Annotated in this window: 21 protein-coding genes; 20 read left to right on the plus strand and 1 reads right to left on the minus strand. The window is 45.0% G+C overall.

All coding sequences use genetic code 11. The features are described from left to right. Positions 1-18: 18 nt before the first annotated feature. From rsmG to FS666_RS09310, 5 genes are all read left to right on the plus strand, one after another. The gene (gene rsmG / locus FS666_RS09290; RefSeq protein ID WP_144461589.1) at positions 19-735 is read left to right on the plus strand and encodes a 16S rRNA (guanine(527)-N(7))-methyltransferase RsmG; all 717 of its coding nucleotides are present in this window, start codon (positions 19-21) and stop codon (positions 733-735) included. Positions 736-832: 97 nt separating this feature from the next. Continuing rightward, on the plus strand, positions 833-1708 hold the full coding sequence (gene noc / locus FS666_RS09295; protein WP_120073516.1) for a nucleoid occlusion protein: 876 nt from the start codon (positions 833-835) through the stop codon (positions 1706-1708). 139 nt (positions 1709-1847) lie between these two features. Further along, positions 1848-2609: a ParA family protein gene (locus FS666_RS09300; RefSeq protein ID WP_120073600.1), complete on the plus strand. Its 762-nt coding sequence runs from the start codon at positions 1848-1850 to the stop codon at positions 2607-2609. Further along, positions 2602-3456, plus strand: coding sequence for a ParB/RepB/Spo0J family partition protein (locus FS666_RS09305; protein ID WP_144461586.1), 855 nt, complete (start codon positions 2602-2604; stop codon positions 3454-3456). The genes FS666_RS09300 and FS666_RS09305 overlap by 8 nt, the downstream gene beginning before the upstream one ends. A 33-nt stretch (positions 3457-3489) precedes the next feature. Next, positions 3490-4209 carry a DUF554 domain-containing protein gene (locus tag FS666_RS09310; RefSeq protein ID WP_144461583.1) on the plus strand — a complete coding sequence of 240 codons (720 nt, stop codon included), beginning with the start codon at positions 3490-3492 and terminating at the stop codon, positions 4207-4209. Positions 4210-4281: 72 nt separating this feature from the next. Here FS666_RS09310 and yyaC read toward each other — a convergent pair whose 3' ends face one another. After that, positions 4282-4890, minus strand: a complete 609-nt coding sequence (gene yyaC / locus FS666_RS09315) for a spore protease YyaC (RefSeq protein ID WP_144461580.1) — start codon at positions 4888-4890, stop codon at positions 4282-4284. Between the two features lie 178 nt (positions 4891-5068). Between yyaC and FS666_RS09320 the strand changes: the two genes are divergently transcribed. The 15 genes from FS666_RS09320 to FS666_RS09390 all read left to right on the plus strand — a co-directional run bounded on the left by FS666_RS09320 (position 5069) and on the right by FS666_RS09390 (position 19247). After that, positions 5069-5989, plus strand: coding sequence for a mechanosensitive ion channel family protein (locus tag FS666_RS09320; protein ID WP_144461578.1), 921 nt, complete (start codon positions 5069-5071; stop codon positions 5987-5989). Continuing rightward, entirely contained in the window at positions 5986-6189 is a 204-nt protein-coding gene (locus FS666_RS09325) for a DUF951 domain-containing protein (protein WP_425326480.1), read from the plus strand. Before FS666_RS09320 ends, FS666_RS09325 begins: the two co-directional genes overlap by 4 nt. Before the next feature lie 160 nt (positions 6190-6349). Further along, entirely contained in the window at positions 6350-7450 is a 1101-nt protein-coding gene (gene ychF / locus FS666_RS09330) for a redox-regulated ATPase YchF (protein ID WP_144461575.1), read from the plus strand. A 120-nt stretch (positions 7451-7570) separates the two neighbouring features. Next, complete coding sequence (locus FS666_RS09335; protein WP_120073530.1) at positions 7571-8710, plus strand: thiolase family protein; 1140 nt, start codon at positions 7571-7573, stop codon at positions 8708-8710. 24 nt (positions 8711-8734) lie between these two features. Next, positions 8735-10288, plus strand: coding sequence for a fatty acid--CoA ligase (locus FS666_RS09340; RefSeq protein ID WP_120073532.1), 1554 nt, complete (start codon positions 8735-8737; stop codon positions 10286-10288). 112 nt (positions 10289-10400) lie between these two features. Then, the gene (locus FS666_RS09345; RefSeq protein WP_120073534.1) at positions 10401-10745 is read left to right on the plus strand and encodes a DUF378 domain-containing protein; all 345 of its coding nucleotides are present in this window, start codon (positions 10401-10403) and stop codon (positions 10743-10745) included. A 251-nt stretch (positions 10746-10996) separates the two neighbouring features. Then, positions 10997-11287 carry a 30S ribosomal protein S6 gene (gene rpsF / locus FS666_RS09350; RefSeq protein ID WP_120073536.1) on the plus strand — a complete coding sequence of 97 codons (291 nt, stop codon included), beginning with the start codon at positions 10997-10999 and terminating at the stop codon, positions 11285-11287. Between the two features lie 62 nt (positions 11288-11349). After that, positions 11350-11850 carry a single-stranded DNA-binding protein gene (ssb, locus tag FS666_RS09355; protein WP_120073539.1) on the plus strand — a complete coding sequence of 167 codons (501 nt, stop codon included), beginning with the start codon at positions 11350-11352 and terminating at the stop codon, positions 11848-11850. 24 nt (positions 11851-11874) lie between these two features. Then, positions 11875-12111 carry a 30S ribosomal protein S18 gene (rpsR, locus tag FS666_RS09360; RefSeq protein WP_120073541.1) on the plus strand — a complete coding sequence of 79 codons (237 nt, stop codon included), beginning with the start codon at positions 11875-11877 and terminating at the stop codon, positions 12109-12111. A gap of 332 nt (positions 12112-12443) precedes the next feature. Further along, entirely contained in the window at positions 12444-13382 is a 939-nt protein-coding gene (locus FS666_RS09365) for a YybS family protein (protein WP_120073543.1), read from the plus strand. A gap of 40 nt (positions 13383-13422) precedes the next feature. Next, complete coding sequence (locus tag FS666_RS09370) at positions 13423-15396, plus strand: DHH family phosphoesterase (RefSeq protein ID WP_120073545.1); 1974 nt, start codon at positions 13423-13425, stop codon at positions 15394-15396. After that, entirely contained in the window at positions 15393-15842 is a 450-nt protein-coding gene (rplI, locus tag FS666_RS09375; RefSeq protein ID WP_120073548.1) for a 50S ribosomal protein L9, read from the plus strand. The genes FS666_RS09370 and rplI overlap by 4 nt, the downstream gene beginning before the upstream one ends. Positions 15843-15978: 136 nt before the next feature. Next, positions 15979-17331 carry a replicative DNA helicase gene (gene dnaB, locus FS666_RS09380; protein ID WP_390615258.1) on the plus strand — a complete coding sequence of 451 codons (1353 nt, stop codon included), beginning with the start codon at positions 15979-15981 and terminating at the stop codon, positions 17329-17331. Between the two features lie 87 nt (positions 17332-17418). Next, a complete protein-coding gene (locus tag FS666_RS09385) occupies positions 17419-17772 on the plus strand; it encodes a hypothetical protein (RefSeq protein ID WP_120073553.1) in 354 nt (117 codons plus the stop codon). 188 nt (positions 17773-17960) lie between these two features. Next, positions 17961-19247 carry an adenylosuccinate synthase gene (locus FS666_RS09390; protein WP_120073555.1) on the plus strand — a complete coding sequence of 429 codons (1287 nt, stop codon included), beginning with the start codon at positions 17961-17963 and terminating at the stop codon, positions 19245-19247. The last annotated feature ends 109 nt before the right edge of the window (positions 19248-19356 follow it).

The raw sequence follows: 19356 nt of genomic DNA on the forward strand, positions 1-19356 counted from the left end.
TTAAGAAAGGGTTAACCAATGAATATTGAGCAATTTACAGAGCAGCTGAAAAACAAAGGAATTGAGTTAAGCGCCCGCCAGCTGGAGCAATTCGAGCTTTATTACAAAATCCTTGTAGAGTGGAATGAAAAAATGAACCTGACAGCGATCACCGATCATGATGAAGTGTATTTGAAGCACTTCTATGATTCGGTGAGCGCCGCTTTTTTTCTCGATTTGAGTCAGCCACTGTCGCTTTGTGATGTGGGAGCGGGAGCCGGATTTCCGAGCATTCCGCTGAAAATCTGTTTTCCGGAAATCAAAGTGACGATCGTAGATTCGTTGAAAAAGCGGATCACTTTTTTGCATGAGCTTGCAAAAGAATTGAAACTTGATGATACATTCTTTTACCATGACAGGGCGGAAACTTTTGCAAAAAAAGAAGAGTTCCGGGAGCAGTTTGATATCGTGACGGCGCGTGCTGTTGCAAGAATGTCCGTTTTGGCTGAACTTTGCCTGCCGCTCGTCAAAGAGGGCGGATTGTTCGTTGCTTTAAAAGCAGCCAATGCTAAAGAGGAGCTTGCTGCAGGTGAAAAAGCGGTCAAGCTGCTTGGCGGAAAATTGGCGGATATCCATTCTTTCCAACTGCCGATCGAAGAAAGCGAACGGAACATCGTTATTGTGGAAAAGGTGAAAAAAACACCCAAAAAATATCCGCGCAAGCCGGGCACTCCGAATAAATTGCCGTTAGAATAATTTTATAGAAGATAGAGCAAAAGTTCGGCAGGAAAAATAGAAGAAAAAATAGTATGATGTATAAAAGGGAGTTACTATTTCAAGGTGGTGTAGAAGGATGAAACATCCTTTCTCGCGTTTTTTTGGGTTGGGTGATAAAGAGCTGCCGGCAGAGAATGAGATAGAGGCAGAAGCAGAGGATCTGGCAGAACGGGAAGAAGTAAGAAATATTTCTGTTTCCGCCATTTTTCCAAACCGGTTCCAGCCGCGGACTATTTTTGATGATTCAAAGATAGAAGAACTGGCCCGTACGATCCATACACATGGAATCATCCAGCCGATTGTTGTCAGGGAAGCAGGGAATGAACAATTTGAAATCATAGCAGGCGAACGAAGATTCCGCGCTGTCCAGATGCTTGGCTGGGAAGAAATACCCGCTATCATTAAAAATCTGAATGATACCGAGACAGCTTCCGTCGCTTTGATTGAAAACCTGCAAAGGGAGGAACTGACTCCGATTGAGGAAGCCATGGCATACGGAAAACTGCTGGAACTTCATAATTTGACGCAGGAAGCGTTGGCCCAGAGGCTTGGAAAAGGCCAATCCACTGTGGCAAACAAACTTCGCCTTCTTAAACTTCCGGAAGAGATACAGGAAGGCCTTCTAAAAAAGGAAATTACCGAGCGCCATGCCCGTGCTTTGATTCCATTAAAAGAATCCGATAAACAGATAAAATTAATGGAAATGATCATCGAAAAGAATTTAAATGTCAAACAGACGGAAGAACAAGTGGCCAGGATGCTTTCGGATGAAAAGCCCAAGCCGGCCAAAAGGCGGAAAGCCGTCAGCAAAGATATGCGGATTGCCGTCAACACCATCCGCCAGTCGCTTTCAATGGTGGCTGACACAGGAATTAAGCTGGATTCCACGGAAGAAGATTTCGACCATTACTATCAAATCACTATTAAAATTCCAAAAAACAAAGAAAAATAGATTATTTAACCTGGCCATGGGAAGCTTGAAAAAACAAGTTTCCCATTTTTTTAGATTACGATAAAATAATTGTTCATTATTTGATAAAATGGATGAGGTGCGAACAATCTTCGTAGGAAGTAAGGGGTAGGTGAAATTGTTGGGAAAGATTATTTCCATAGCCAACCAAAAAGGGGGCGTCGGAAAAACGACAACCTCCATCAATTTAGGGGCCTGTTTGGCTTACATCGGAAAAAAAGTATTAATTGTAGATATAGATCCGCAAGGGAATGCGACAAGCGGAGCGGGGATTGATAAAGGGGAGGTCAATGAATGCGTCTATGACGTGCTCGTTGATGATACAGATATTAAAAAAGTGATTCAGGAGACGGCAGTGGAAAATCTGTCGGTAGTCCCTTCGACCATTCAACTGGCGGGTGCCGAAATTGAGCTTGTTCCGACCATCTCAAGGGAAGTCCGTTTGAAACGTGCTTTGGACGAAGTAAGGGATCAATATGATTTTATTTTGATAGACTGCCCTCCGTCGCTCGGATTGCTGACAATCAACGCCTTAACGGCGTCTGATTCGGTATTGATCCCTGTTCAATGCGAATATTATGCACTGGAAGGGCTCAGCCAGCTGTTAAATACAGTCCGGCTTGTACAGAAACATTTGAATCAGGAACTGATGATAGAGGGTGTGCTCCTGACGATGCTGGATGCCCGGACAAATCTCGGTCTCCAAGTCATTCAGGAAGTGAAGAAATACTTTCAAAATAAGGTTTATCAAACGGTGATTCCAAGAAATATCCGGCTGAGTGAAGCGCCGAGTCACGGGCAGCCGATCATCATTTACGATCCCAGATCAAGGGGAGCGGAAGTTTATTTAGAACTCGCAAAGGAAGTGGCTGAAGTTGGCTAAAGGACTGGGAAAAGGCATTAATGCTTTGTTTGCGAACATAGATGTGGATGTGGGAACAGAGGAGACGGTACGGGAAATCCAATTGACTGAAATCAAGCCTAATCCCTATCAACCAAGGAAAAATTTTTCCGCCGAAGCGATTGCCGAGCTCAAGGAATCTATTAAAGAGCACGGGATTTTACAGCCGATCATTGTGAGAAAAAACGGGAAAAGTTACGAAATTGTTGCCGGGGAAAGGCGGTTCCGAGCGGCTAAAGCGGCCCATTTAAAAAGAATTCCTGCGGTTGTCAGAGAATTTAATGATTCTCAAATGATGGAGCTTGCAGTTTTGGAAAACCTGCAGCGCGAGGATTTGACGCCAATGGAAGAAGCGGCCGCCTATCAAACTTTAATGGACAGGCTCGGCATTACGCAGGAAGATCTGGCCAAAAGGCTTGGTAAAAGCAGGCCTTATATTGCCAATCATATCAGGCTGCTCACACTGCCGCCAAAAATCCAAAACTTGATTACAGAGGGGAAATTATCCATGGGCCATGGCAGGACATTGCTCGGGCTCAAACAGAAGAACAAGATGGTTTCCGTCGCGGAACAAACAATAAAAGAAGGATTGAATGTCCGCCAGCTGGAGAAGCTGATCCAGAGACTAAATGAAAATGTTCCACGTGAAACAAAAAAGAAAACGATTAAGAAGGATGTTTTTATAAGGGAACGGGAAGATCGTCTGAGAGAAAAGTTTGGAACAACTGTTACAATTAGCCAAACGAAGAAAAAGGGAAAGATTGAAATCGAGTTTCTTTCCCAGGAAGATCTGGAACGCATTTTGGAAATAATGGAGTTAAGAGAGTGATTGCTTCATTATTAGGAAGAGTCAGGTGAGTTCATGGTTTTAATGGGTACGATTATTAATGGAATCTGTATTATTATCGGCACACTGCTTGGAAGATTCCTGCAATCGATTCCGGAAAAAATGAAGGAAACAGTCATGTATGGAATCGGATTGGCGGTCATAGTTCTCGGGCTGCAGATGGGATTTAAAAGCGAAAACTTTTTAATCGTCATCATCAGCCTTGTTGTTGGTGCTGTGCTGGGTGAATGGTGGGCACTCGATGATAAGCTTGCCGCTGTGGGCCGATGGCTGGAAAGAAAGATGGGTGGTTTTGGCGGTACTGGGAGCATTGCTCAGGGCTTTGTCACTGCCACGCTCATTTTCGTGATTGGCGCAATGGCAATTCTTGGAGCGCTTGACAGCGGAATCCGGAATGACCACAATGTGCTGTACACGAAAGCGATTATCGATGGGTTCACTGCCCTTATTTTGTCGACAACACTCGGAATTGGCGTCATTTTTTCCGTCATTCCGGTCGTTCTTTATCAGGGAACGATCGCTTTGTTTGCAACCCAGATCAATCGGCTTGTACCACAGGAATTGATGGATGTTTTTATATTGGAAATGACAGCAACCGGAGGAATTATGATCTTTGCAATCGGCCTGAATTTGGTCGGCTTGACGAAGATCCGGGTGGCCAACCTGCTGCCAGGCATTCTGGTAGTGGCGGTAATCGTTACAATGATACATATTTTTCAAGTGAAAATAATGTAAAAGAAACAGGAAGAAGGCCTGGGGACAGGCCCCCGCCGCTTTAACGCGTTAATGTCTCGCCTTTCCTTTTTGCTATTTAGCCGATTTCCTTTTTACAAAGTTGAAACCGATTGACTGAAAGGTTCTTTTTTTGTCGTATATTCTGTCTGTCTCGACAAGGGCTGCAGCAATCTTTTTTGCCAGCTTCATGACAAGATTCAGCCGCGTATTTTGAAGCACGACAAATTCCAGATGGCCGGCCATATTGACGATACCAGTGATAAAAGCGTCGCCTACTTCCGGGAGCTTTTTATTTACCCCCGCTCCAGGCTTGACCGGGCCTGTTCCGACCTTGATTTCACCGATGTTTGCTATCCTGCCCAAACAGGCATCGATCCCGATGATGAACGGGTTTTTGTATGTTTTTTTCACATGAGCCAAAATATCCTTCAGGTTCATAGCATGAACGGGGTTCTCCAATGTTCCGTACACATGAAAAAAGTTCATTCCGGCTTCATGCAAGAAGGATCCGATTAACGGTCCGAGCGAATCTCCGGTTGACCGGTCCGTTCCGATGCATATGATGACGACAGGCTGATTTTTCTGCGAGGGAAGAAGGTCCAAAAGAGCGTCGGATATTTTATGGACAGCAGCTTGATCCTCAAAATGCACAATTGCATCAATTATATTCTGTTGCTCCACTCCAATCCCCCTTTAGCTCCGTCGTTTTAATTTCCATTTGATAAACAGTATACGAAGAACCGCCGTTTTCTATACATGGAGATGGGGTTAGGGAGGACTTTTTATGTGTCATTGGAAAGGGACATGAATTATTGATAAAATAAAGAAACGAATTTAAGAAACGAGTCAGGTGAACTCAATGGATGAACAACTTAAAGAACTTGAAAAACTCGAAAAAAATACGAACCTATTTATAGATAAGCTGACCGACCCTGAATTATGGATTAAATATGGATTTATAGCCTTAAAAATCATTATCATTATTATTTTGGCTTCTATCATCATACGAGTCGGAAAGGCTGCGATTGGAAGAATTTTTAAAAGAAGATCGAAGGTGCCGCTGCAATTTTCAGAGAGGCGTGAAGCAACCCTTATCAAGCTTTTGCAAAATATCTTGACGTATACGGTGTATTTCATTGCTATCGTCATGATTCTTTCGGCATTGACAATCAATGTGACAGGAATCCTGGCTGGGGCGGGCATCTTGGGGCTTGCCGTCGGATTTGGCGCCCAAAACCTTGTTAAAGATATCATTGGCGGCTTTTTCATCATCTTTGAAGATCAATTTTCCGTCGGCGACTATGTTCGAATCGGGGAGTTTGAAGGTACCGTCGATGAAATTGGCCTCCGGACAACAAAAATATTGAACTGGACCGGTGAATTATATATTCTTCAAAACGGCAACATTACGGAAGTGACAAATTTTTCCCTGCATAACAGTGTAGCTGTTGTAGATATTTATCTTGGGTATCAGGCAGATCTGAAGAAGGTGGAAAGCCTCATTGAAAATGTGCTGGAAACGATGCCGGAAAAATATGAACAGATCGTAGGGAAGCCCAGCGTACTAGGGGTTCAGCAATTGGGTGCTTCCGAAATTGTACTAAGGGTAACTGCGGAGACATTGCCGCTTCAAAATGCGTTTATTGCAAGAGAGCTGAGAAAGGCCATCAAGCTTGCATTAGATGCCCATCAGGTGGACATCCCGTATCAGCGCATTGTGATGATGCAAGGGAACGTACACCAGCAGGACAATCATTTAGGTGACCGACAAGGGGGATAAGAATGGAGAAAAAGGAATTTGACCTTCACGACGTTGTTGAAATGAAGAAACCTCATCCATGCGGAACCAATCGTTGGCGGATCATCCGGATGGGGATGGATATCCGAATGAAATGTGAAGGGTGCGGGCACAGCGTCATGCTGCCGAGGCGGGAATTCACAAGAAAAATGAAAAAGATTTTAGAAAAGCATGAGGAGTAACTTCATGCTTTTTCATTTGAATGAGCAGGAGGCCCTCGATGTCTCGCAGGCAAACACGAAACAGGCTTCCAGCGATTCATCTTGCGCTTTTTCCTTTCAGTCTCTATAATTATGAATGGATTGGGGGCAGAGTCTGCCCCGACAAAGAGGAGTGACCGAAATGGCCCTAACAGCAGGGATCGTCGGTTTGCCAAATGTAGGCAAGTCGACTTTATTTAATGCAATTACGAAAGCGGGAGCGGAAGCGGCGAACTATCCATTCTGTACGATTGACCCTAACGTCGGAATCGTGGAAGTTCCGGATGACCGTCTCCAAAAGTTAACTGAACTTGTCAAGCCGAAGAAAACTGTACCGACGGCTTTTGAATTCACTGATATTGCCGGGATCGTCAAAGGCGCGAGCAAAGGGGAAGGGCTCGGAAATAAATTCCTGTCCCATATTCGCCAAGTGGATGCCATATGCCACGTCGTTCGCTGTTTTGCAGATGGTGACATCACGCATGTATCGGGAAAAGTCGATCCGATTGACGATATTGAGACGATCAATCTCGAATTGATTTTGGCGGACTTGGAAACCGTTGAAAAACGCATTGGCCGCGTTGAAAAAATGGCGAAGCAAAAAGACAAGGAGGCTATGGCAGAATTTGAAGTGCTGAGCAAGTTGAAAGCTACGTTCGAATCTGACCAGCCGGCAAGAGCCATTGATTTTTCTGATGACCAGCTTAAAATTGTCAAGCAGCTGCATTTGCTGACAAGCAAGCCTGTTTTATATGTAGCAAATGTCGGAGAAGACGATTTGGCTGATCCATCGGGCAACAAATATGTAAAAAAAGTGATGGATTATGCGGAAAAAGATAACGCGGAAGTCATTATCATCAGTGCCAGAATCGAAGAAGAGATCGCTGTGCTTGACGATGATGAAAAAGCGATGTTCCTTGAAGAGCTCGGAATCGAAGAATCCGGACTGGATCAATTGATCCGTGCGGCTTACCATCTTCTGGGATTGGCTACTTATTTTACTGCCGGGGAGCAAGAAGTCCGGGCATGGACATTCAAAAAAGGGATGAAAGCCCCGCAATGTGCCGGAATCATCCATACGGATTTTGAAAAAGGCTTTATCCGCGCAGAAACGGTCTCCTATGATGATTTGCTGGATGCCGGCTCAATGGCCGCCGCTAGAGAAGCTGGAAAAGTCCGGTTAGAAGGAAAAGAATATTTAGTACAAGATGGGGATGTTATCCATTTCCGGTTTAATGTATAAAAGTACGAGAAAGTCTGTGAACAAGTTTGCAGGCTTTTTCTTTTTTATAGGAAGGAGAACAGCTGTAGTCTATCGAAAAAATAAAGTAAGCGCTTTCTGATGATTAAGGGGGAGAAATGGTTGAGGGAAGTTGTCATAGTTGAAGCTGTTAGGACACCGGTTGGAAAAAGGAACGGGATGCTAAGTCATATACGCCCGGACGAACTGCTTGCCATGGTTTTAAAGGAAGTCACTGAAAGGGCTGAAGTAGAAGCGAGCCACGTGGAGGATGTCATTGCCGGCTGCGTTACACAAACGAGTGAGCAGGCGAATGATGTCGCAAGGCTGGCAGCATTGATAGCGGGATTTCCTATAACGGTCCCGGGAGTCACAATCGACAGGCAGTGTGGTTCAAGCCAGCAGGCTGTCCATTTTGCATGCCAGGCGATTTTAAGCGGAGATATGGATGTGGTCATAGCTTGCGGAGTGGAAAGCATGTCCCGCGTCCCCATGTTTTCAAATTTGCAGGGAGCGAAAAACAGCAGCCTGTTAACGGAGCGTTATGAAATGATCAATCAAGGTCTTTCAGCGGAACGGATTGCAGAACAATGGGGTTTTTCCAGAGAAGAACTGGACCGATTTTCTTTGGAGAGCCATGAAAAAGCGGTAAGGGCGATCAAGGAAGGGCGATTTGACCGTGAGATCATGGAAGTCAGCACGAAAAATGGTACTGTGAACAAAGATGAAGGCCCCCGCGAAAATACATCAATGGAGAAACTGGCAGCTTTGGAACCTCCTTTTTTAAAAAACGGAAAAGTCACCGCAGGCAACGCAAGCCAAATCAGCGACGGGGCTGCAGCCATATTGCTCATGTCCCGAGAAAAAGCGGAGCGACTCGGACTGAAACCCCGCTTCCAGGTCATTTCCAGGTCAGTGGTGGGGTCTGACCCCACATTGATGCTGACAGGACCAGTAGCAGCAACGGAAAAAGCATTGGAAAAAGCCGGAATGAATCTTTCCGATATAGATTTATTTGAAGTAAATGAAGCCTTCGCCTCTGTCCCGCTTCATTGGCTGAAGGAAACAGGGGCGGACCCGGCAAAATTGAATGTGAATGGAGGTGCGATCGCATTAGGGCATCCGCTTGGAGCAAGCGGGGCAAGAATCATGACGACATTGGTCCATGAATTGGAAAGGCAAGGTAAAAAACACGGGCTTCAGGCGATTTGTGAAGGTTTCGGCATGGCGAACGCAACGATTATTGAACGATTAGAGCAGTAAATATCAATACAGGGAGTGGTATACATGGGAGGGCCTACACTCAGGGATGTATTTGAGCAAACTGTTGCAAAGTTTCCTCTAAAGGAAGGGCTTGCGGATCGGAGACTGGGAAAAAGCTGGACCTACAGTGATTGGGACCAAGAGGTAAATAAACTTGCCAATGCATTTAAAAATGCGGGAGTAGAAAAAGGAGACAGGGTATCCACTGTTTTATATAACACAGCTGAATTTGCAACTACTCTGTTTGCCTGTATGAAAATCGGAGCAGTTTTCAACCCCATCAATTTTCGCCTAATGGGAAAAGAATTGGAATTCATTTTACGTGATGCAGCCCCGAAAATCGTGCTGTATGAAAAAGCAACGGGCGGTCCGGTTGCACATGCCGCCAAGAACATTTCGGATATCCAGTTTTGGTGCATTGATGAGCCTGATTCGTTTGCAAAAGATTATTACGGGGAAATTTCCAAAGCAACGAGCGAGAGGCCGGATTGTGAGCTCGATGAAAATGATCCCTATGCTATCATGTATACTTCAGGAACGACAGGGATGCCTAAAGGTGTCGTCCATTCCCATCGTAATATGGTGGATCAAAGTCTGATTATGTCAGCCGTCATGCGAGTGACAAAAAATGAAAGGGGCCTGTGTATAGCACCTATGTTTCACTGTGCCGAGCTCCATTGTGCTTTCCTTCCGCGCCTTATGATGGGCGGCTCAAATATTATCATGCACCATTTTGATGCCAGGGAGCTTGTTCAGGCGATAAAAGAAGAGAAGATCACCCATTTTTTTGCTGCGCCGACAATGTGGAATATGATGCTGCGCGAAGATTTGACGGAGGCTGATTTTTCCAGTTTGCGTGCAGGGCTATATGGCGGTGCTCCCATGGCTCCGGCCCTTGTAAAAGAAGTAAATAATACTTTGGGTATCGATATATTCCAGGCATATGGAATGACCGAAATGGGCCCAGCTATTTCCGTTTTATATGATGATGAGCAATTATCAAAATCAGGAGCGGCTGGAAAAGCTTTGGTCAATCATGAAATAAGGGTAGTTAAGGTAAAGGAAGGAATACCATCCGATCCCGAAGATATTTGCGTTCCCGGGGAATTGGGAGAAATCATTGTGAGGGGGCCAAGTACCATGCTCGAGTACTTTAACCGCCCAGATGCCACAAAAGAAGCGCTGTACAAAGGATGGTACCATTCCGGGGATATTGGATACATGGACAACGAAGGCTATTTGTGGGTGAGTGACCGTGTGAAAGATATGATCATTTCCGGCGGTGAAAATATCTATTCGAGGGAAGTCGAAGATGTCTTATTCGAACACCCCGGCGTTTTGGATGCAGCTGTTGTCGGTGAGCCTGATGAAATATGGGGAGAAAGGGTTGTCGCTTTTGTGGTGAAGAAAGACCTTTCTTTGACAGCCGGGGAACTTGACAAGTTTTGTACGGAAAATAACCGGCTTGCCCGGTATAAAAGACCGCGCCGCTACGAATTCATGGATGAGCTTCCGAGGAATGCAAGCGGGAAGCTGCAAAAGTTCATGTTGAGAGAACAGGCTGCCGCTAAAAAATAAAATTGCAGCAACCCTCCTTGTAAAAGTATAAAACATCCCTTTTTTTCAAATAATAGTACGAAATCAATAGCAAAGCTGTTGGTTCCTTTGAAGAAAAAAGGGGGTGTGCCACATGAATACTTTACGGAAGATTGCTTTGGCCTTGGTTATTATTGGTGCCGTCAACTGGGGATTGATCGGATTATTCAGGTTTGACCTCGTGGCTGCCATATTCGGCGGACAAACTGCAGGGTTGTCGCGGTTAATTTATACCTTGGTCGGATTAAGCGGCCTTATTTGCTTGTCATATTTCTTTGATCGGGAAACAGTGGAGGATGATGAAAACTTTACAAGTCCGGTTCTGGATGAAAGGTCAGCCGTCCGGCCTAACTACGGAACGGAATTTGCCGAAGATCCGGATTTGGATCTTGCCTTCAATCCATCCCGGGATGCATACGAAAATAAGGAAGAAGAATAAATGGAAAGCCATGCAAGCCATGAAGGCAAGCATGGCTTTATTTTTTAATAAGGGATTGATTATTTGGAACGTGTGTTCTATAATGATAAAAAGAACCAATAAAGATTGTTGACGCAGCCGAAAAGATGAAAAATTGATATTTGTTTTATTGGGTCCTTTATGTTATAATTTTTCTCTGTGAGTAATGAAAGTTGCTCCTTGCCCTTAATTATTTTTGAGGGCCGCACAGACCATAAGGAGGTGGACCATTGATGAGAAAGTACGAAATCATGTACATCATTCGCCCTAATATTGAGGAAGAAGCGAGACAATCTGTTGTAGAGCGTTTCGATAATATTCTTGCTTCCCAAGGGGCAGAAATCATCGAATCGAAGGATTGGGGCAAGCGTCGCTTGGCATATGAGATTGAGGATTTCCGAGAAGGTTACTATCGCTTAATCCACACAAATGCAAGTCCTGAAGCAGTTCAGGAATTCGACCGTCTTGCTAAAATCAACGATGATATCATCCGTCATATCGTAATCAAAGAAGAAGAAAAATAAACAGAAATAATGTTCCACGTGGAACAATGTAAGAATAGTAAATCGGGAAGAGGTTGATTCTGATGATGAACCGAGTAGTATTAGTTGGCCGATTAACTAAAGATCCGGATTTGCGCTATACGCCGAACGGAGTGCCGGTTGCGAACTTCACATTAGCTGTTAACCGTACGTTTACCAACCAGCAGGGGGAACGTGAAGCAGACTTTATCTTTTGTGTTGCTTGGCGCCGCCAGGCAGAAAATATTGCCAACTACTTGAAAAAGGGAAGCTTGGCAGGGGTGGACGGCCGTTTGCAGACACGCAGCTATGATGATCAGGATGGAAAACGGGTATATATCACTGAAGTGGTTGCAGACAATGTTCAATTTCTGGAACCAAGAAGTGCTGCATCACAAGATCGCGGCGGCGACTTTGGCGGAAGCTCATTCGATGGCAGCGGCCAGCGAAGCCAAGGCTCCTCCTACGGCGATCAAAGGAACCAGGGCTATACTCGGACAGATGAAGACCCATTCTCAAATGATGGACAACCGATCGACATATCGGATGACGATCTTCCATTTTAATGAAATTGCGAAGGAGGGTTTTAAATGGCAGGTGGACGCAGAGGCGGACGTAGACGCCGGAAAGTATGTTACTTTACATCAAACGGCATTACACACATCGACTACAAAGATGTTGATCTACTTAAAAAGTTCATTTCTGAACGTGGAAAAATTCTTCCGCGCCGTGTGACTGGAACAAGCGCCAAATACCAGCGCAAATTGACAGTAGCTATCAAACGTGCTCGTCAAATGGCACTTCTTCCATTCGTGGCAGGGGAATAATAAAAAGGGAGCAGTGGGGAGAAATCCTTGCTGCTCCCTTTTATTGGTATAGAAAGCATAAAATTTTACCGAATTTTCTCTTCGAACAAAGGGTACGTAATGTCCAGTTCCAGCGCCTAGCCCCGCAAGGATCAAGCCGCTTCCCTGTTCGCTTACGAACTGCCTCCTCGGGAATCGTCTTGTTTGCCCGCGCTAATCAAGGTGCTTGCGCTTTTCTTTATTGCAAATATATACCTTGCCTTTTTCCCTTATAAACTGCCTCCCGTGTATCTTGGGACTTATCGGTTTTTTTTTGTTAAAATAGACTGGTACATACTTAATGAGGTGACAATGTGAAAAATACCCGCATGTTGACAGAAGGAGCGTTGCTGCTTGCTGTTTTTACGGTGCTTTTGCTCCTTTCTGTCTATGTTCCGGTGGCAACGCTCGTTACTCAGCTTTTTTTGATACTGCCTTTTCTTTTGTACAGCTCCAAATATCCTTTGAAAAACAGCATTGTTTTAGTTGTGGGTGCTATTTTTATGGCTATAATTGCAGGCGCTGTACTGGGGGCTCTGTTTGCTGTTTTATATGGTACAACAGGTACAATGATGGGGTATTGCATTCGGACTGGAAAAAGTAAAATGGTTGCCTATATGGCTTCGAGCCTTGTATTTTTGGGGAATCTTGTACTATTTTATGTGATAGCAGTCCAGTTATTTGAGTTCAACTTTCTAAATGAAACGGCCAAAATTTTATCAGCATCAGCCGAGCAGTATGCTGACTTAATGAGAACATTTGGACAGACTCCTGATCCAAACATGGCGCAGCAGCTTCAAGAAATGATCCGGTTGATGAAAACACTGGCTCCAAGCTTATTGCTGGGCAGTGCATTTTTATCCGTCTTTTTAGCTATGGCGGTCAACTTTCCGATCATCAGGAAGTTTGGGGTTGACGTGCCGAAATTCCCTCCTTTCAGGACGGCTAAATTACCGCAAAGCATCTTATGGTATTATTTAATTACCTTGATCGGGTCCCTTTTTCTTAAACCCGAAGAGGGAACGTTTTTGCATATGGCCATTATCAATGCCGCCTATATCTTGCAGATCCTGCTGCTGATCCAGGGGCTGGCCTTTATTTTCTATTACAGCCATGTGAAAAATTGGTCGAAAGCCATACCGATTGCTGCAACGGTTATGACTCTTTTATTGCCTTTGTTTTTCTCTCTTGTCAGGTTATTGGGTATAATTGATTTAGGTTTCGATTTAAGACAGCGACTGGCAAAAAAATAATGCCGGAAAAAACAATTATGGAGTAAAGGGAGCTGAAAGGATGCCGCCATATATAAATAGAAAGAAGAGCTTTCCTCCTATCATCGGGATTGTGGCTTTAAGCGCCGTTCTTCTTGTAATCATCAGTTTCCAATACTGGTGGGCAGGCGCGATAGGAGCTCTCTTGCTCGTAATATTCTTTGGTTTATTTTTAAAATCCCAAAAGGATAGGATAAGCGAAATCGAAAAGTATATTTCTACACTTTCTCACCGGGTGAAAAAAGTGGGGGAAGAAGCATTGCTGGAGATGCCGATCGGGGTGATGCTGATCAACGATGATTATATCATTGAATGGACCAATGCTTATATGGCATCACGGCTGGATGAAACTTCCCTTGTCGGCCGTTCACTCTATGAGATAGCGGAATCGCTCATTCCTCCCATTCAGCAGGAAAAAGAATCTGAAATTATTACATTGAATGAACGAAAATACCGTGTTTTATTGAAAAATGAAGAACGCCTTCTATATTTTTTCGATGTAACCGAAGAAATGGAAATCATGAAGCGATACCAGGATGAACGGCAGGTTATCGCTACAATCATGATCGACAACTATGATGATGCGACACAGGGAATGAATGACCAGGCGAAAAGTGAACTGAATAGTACAGTCACCGCTTTGTTGAATGAATGGGCATTGGAACACGGCATTTTTTTAAAAAGAACATCTTCCGATCGGTTTATCATTTTATTTAATGAAAAAACTTTGCGTGAGCTGGAGAAAGATAAGTTCTCTATACTGGATGTCGTAAGGGAAACGACAGCGAAGCAGCATGTGCCGATTACTTTAAGCATCGGTGTAGGGCTTGGCGTTTCGGATTTCCCTGAGCTCGGGGCACTCTCCCAATCAAGCCTTGATTTGGCCTTGGGACGTGGAGGAGACCAGGTCGCAATGAAACTGCCGAATGGAAAACTAAAATTTTACGGCGGGAAAACGAATCCAATGGAGAAAAGAACCCGTGTCCGCGCCCGTGTCATCTCGCATGCATTGAAAGATTTGATCCTGGGAAGCGACAAGGTCATCGTTATGGGGCATAAATTCCCTGATCTTGATGCAATCGGGTCTGCTATAGGAATCAGAAAAGCGGCAGAGATGAATGAAAAGGAAGGCTATATTGTCATAGACTTCAATGATATTGATTCAAGCGTCAAAAGGCTTGTAGACAAATTGAAAGAAGAGCCGGAGCTATATTCCAGGCTCATATCTCCGGAAGATGCATTGGAAATCGCAACGGAGAAGACGCTGCTTGTTGTTGTGGACACACATAAACCTTCTCTGGTCATTGAAGAAAAGCTGCTCGGCAAGACCGACCGAGTCGTAGTCATTGACCATCACCGAAGAAGCGAAGATTTTATCAACAAGCCGCTCCTTGTTTATATGGAGCCATACGCATCGTCCACAGCCGAGCTTGTGACGGAACTGCTCGAATACCAGCCGAAGGGCAAAAAACTGCACATGCTGGAAGCGACGGCCCTTTTATCAGGTATTATTGTAGATACGAAAAGCTTCACATTAAGGACAGGGTCCCGGACATTTGACGCGGCTTCCTATTTGCGGGCCCGGGGTGCGGATACGATTCTTGTTCAAAGCTTCATGAAGGAAAACGTCGGGTCTTATATTAAAAGGGCAAAACTGATTGAAACAATGGAATTTTACAAGAACGGTGTAACGATCGCCACAGGCGAGGAAGATGTGGTCTACAGTCCCGTCATGATTGCACAGGCGGCCGACACTCTATTAACAATGGATGGTGTAGCTGCGTCGTTTGTCATCTCCAAGCGGGCAGAAGATGTTGTGGGTATCAGTGCGCGCTCCCTTGGAGAAGTGAATGTGCAGATTATCATGGAAATGCTCGGCGGTGGGGGCCATTTGACGAACGCAGCGGCACAGCTTCCGGGAATCACGGTAGTAGAAGCGGAGCTGCAACTGAGACAGGTGCTGGATGAATACTTTGAAGGAGGTCAATCATCATGAAAGTCATTTTTTTAAAAGATGTAAAAGGGAGAGGCAAAAAAGGGGAAGTGAAGGATGTTGCCGTCGGTTATGCCCAAAACTTCCTGTTTAAACAAGGGCTGGCAGTTGAGGCAACGCCCGGGAATTTGGCCAATCTCAAAAACCAGCAAAAGAAAGAGCAGAGACTGGAAGAGGAAGCCCTCCAGGATGCTAAAGACCTGAAAGAGAAAATAGAGAAGCTTACAGTTGAGATCAAGGCAAAATCGGGAGAAGGCGGACGGCTATTCGGCTCTATCACAAACAAGCAGGTGGCAGATGAGCTGAAAAAGAAACATGATATCAAAGTGGACCGCAGGAAAATTGAAATGGACCAGCCGATCCGGACGCTTGGCGTGACAAAAGTGCCGGTCAAACTTCATCATGAAGTGACAGCAACCCTCAATGTCCATGTCGTGGAGCAAAAATAATATATTGCTATTGAACGATTCGTGATAAAATAGAATAAATGATAAAAATGTGATCTGGTTTTTTGCCGGTCACATTTTTTATGGATACGAAAAAGGTTTAGATTAAGGGGAGGTGACCTGTACATTGAATGAGTTGATGGTTGACCGTACACCGCCACAAAATATTGAAGCTGAGCAGGCGGTGATCGGTGCGATTTTTCTTGATCCTGCGGCTATTGTATTGGCATCGGAGATCTTGCTTCCGGAAGATTTTTACCGCAGTGCCCATCAGAAAATATTTGAAGTCATGCTCCATTTAAATGAAACAGGACATGCCGTTGATTTGGTTACCGTTACGGAACAACTGGCCGCCTCCAAACTGCTGGAGGATGTGGGCGGAATCTCCTATTTGAGTGAGCTTTCCGTATCTGTCCCGACAGCAGCCAATGTCGGCTATTATGCCAGAATCGTAGAAGAAAAGGCTTTGCTGCGGCGTCTGATCCGAACTGCTACGGATATTGCGACAGAAGGTTATACGCGGGAAGATGAAGTGGAAGCCCTGCTTGATGAAGCTGAAAAAAGCATCATGGAAGTGGCCCAGCGCAAGAATTCAGGAGCCTTTCAAAATATTAAAGATATCCTTGTCCGTACATATGACAATATTGAATTGCTTCATAACCGGAAAGGGGAAGTGACGGGGATCCCGACAGGATTCTCGGAATTGGACCGGATGACTGCCGGGTTCCAGCGTAATGATCTGATTATCGTCGCGGCCCGGCCTTCTGTCGGTAAGACGGCTTTTGCCCTGAATATCGCCCAAAATGTAGCGACGAAAACGGATGAAAATGTGGCGATTTTCAGCCTGGAAATGGGGGCGGAGCAGCTTGTCATGAGGATGCTCTGTTCTGAAGGGAATATTGATGCCCAAAATTTGAGAACAGGCTCCCTTACAGATGAAGACTGGCGAAAACTGACGATGGCGATGGGAAGCTTATCCAATTCAGGCATTTACATTGATGATACACCGGGAATCCGGGTCAGCGAAATCCGGTCAAAATGCCGGAGGCTGAAGCAGGAAAGCGGATTGGGGATGGTCTTGATCGACTACTTGCAGTTGATTCAAGGGAGCGGCCGCTCAAAAGAGAACCGGCAGCAGGAAGTATCGGAAATCTCCCGTTCACTCAAGGCGCTTGCGCGTGAATTGGAAGTTCCGGTCATCGCTTTGTCGCAGCTTTCCCGGGGAGTCGAGCAGAGGCAGGATAAACGGCCGATGATGTCCGATATCCGGGAATCCGGCTCCATTGAGCAGGATGCCGATATCGTTGCGTTCCTGTACCGTGACGATTATTATGACAAGGAAACGGAAAATAAAAATATCATCGAAATCATTATCGCAAAACAGCGGAACGGCCCGACAGGAACCGTACAGCTGGCTTTTGTAAAAGAATACAATAAATTCGTCAACCTGGAACGAAGGTTTGACGAAGCGGATGCTCCGCCTGGAGCATAGTTTTAGGCATCTCTTTTGGGGTGTCTTTTTTTTGATTTGAAACCTTGGGAGATTATGGTCATATCATATAGCAGGAGGAGAGTGACAGTGAAGAAGGTTTTTTGGATCATTGCCGGTGTACTGCTACTCGTAGTACTATTCATTGGTGTAGGAATCTGGTTTATCAAAAAAGAATTCAAAGAGGATGACCCGGAATTTGTCCTGGAGTTGATCAAAGATCAGGCAGCTTCAAAAAACGTTGGGGGTTCGACAGCTTTTGTATTAACGAATGCAATGTATGCCGAAGATAAGAAGGGAAATCGGACGGAGTTCGCTTTTTTCGCCAATGACCTGGGTATGATTGAGCAAATGCAGCTGACAAGAAAGTTGAACAGTTTTCAGCTGAAAATATTGACGGATCCTTCTTTCCGGTCAAAAGTGAAAAAGAAATTGGGTACATAGAATTCTGTTAATCGAACCAAATAATAGGTTATAATATGATTGGAACAAAGAAACATTTGTAAAAACGAACAAATAATGTTTTAATCGCCAACAATGTTCGTTTTTCGCTTGTCGTGTGGGAATCGCACTGCTAAAATGTATATGTTCCATATCAGGGTTCGAAACGAACCGTCGGAGGTGCTTTTTGCATGTCATCAGTAGTAGTTGTCGGTACACAATGGGGAGACGAAGGAAAAGGAAAGATTACAGACTTCTTATCCGAAAACGCAGAAGTGATTGCCCGTTATCAGGGGGGCAACAATGCCGGCCATACAATTCAATTTAACAATGTTACATATAAGCTGCATTTAATTCCGTCAGGGATTTTTTATAATGATAAAATCAGTGTGATTGGAAACGGGATGGTCGTTGATCCGAAAGCGCTTGTTCAAGAGCTTGAGTATTTGCACGGCCATTCTATTTCCACGGACAATTTGCGAATCAGCAACAGAGCTCATGTCATTCTGCCTTATCACTTGAAAATTGATGAGGTGGAAGAGGATCGCAAAGGCGCAAACAAAATCGGTACAACCAAAAAAGGGATCGGTCCCGCATATATGGATAAAGCCGCCCGTATCGGAATTCGGATTGCCGATCTTTTGGACCGCGAGGTTTTTGAAGAAAAATTGACACGCAATCTCGAAGAGAAAAACCGCCTATTGGAACGTTTTTACGAAACAGAAGGCTTCAAATTAGAAGATATCTTGGATGAGTATTATGAATATGGACAGCAGTTCAAAGACTACGTGTGTGATACATCCGTTGTCCTGAATGATGCGCTCGATGAAGGCAAACGCGTCTTATTTGAAGGTGCACAGGGCGTTATGCTTGATATCGACCAGGGAACCTATCCATTCGTTACATCATCCAATCCGGTTGCGGGAGGAGTCACAATCGGATCCGGTGTCGGACCAACGAAAATCGACCATGTTGTCGGTGTATGTAAGGCATATACATCCCGTGTAGGGGATGGCCCGTTTCCAACGGAATTGAAAGATGAAGTTGGAGATCAAATCCGCGAAGTCGGCCGTGAATACGGTACAACGACAGGGCGTCCGCGTCGCGTCGGCTGGTTTGACAGCGTCGTTGTCCGCCATGCCCGCAGAGTCAGCGGACTGACGGATCTTTCACTGAATTCCATTGACGTTCTGACAGGAATTGAAACACTGAAAATCTGTACGGCCTATGACTATAATGGAACATTGATCAAAGAATATCCGGCCAACTTGAATATCTTAAAAGAATGCAAACCAGTATATGAGGAACTTCCCGGCTGGAACGAAGACATCACAGGCTGCAAAACATTGGATGAACTGCCTGCAAATGCACGCCATTACCTGGAGCGTGTATCCCAGCTAACAGGCGTACCACTTTCCATCTTCTCAGTTGGGCCGGACCGTTCACAGACCAATATCGTGAAGAGTGTGTGGAGATAGAAAAGCGGAGGCCGCCTGCTCATCGGCGACAAGCGCTGGAGGAAAAACCAGTGAAGGCGTTCTTTGCCTTCATGGTTTTTCCGAAGCGACCTCGAGCCGATGGCGGCCG

Origin of the sequence: Siminovitchia fortis (assembly GCF_007681465.1) — a bacterium.
GTDB classification, from domain to species: Bacteria; Bacillota; Bacilli; order Bacillales; family Bacillaceae_C; genus Siminovitchia; species Siminovitchia fortis.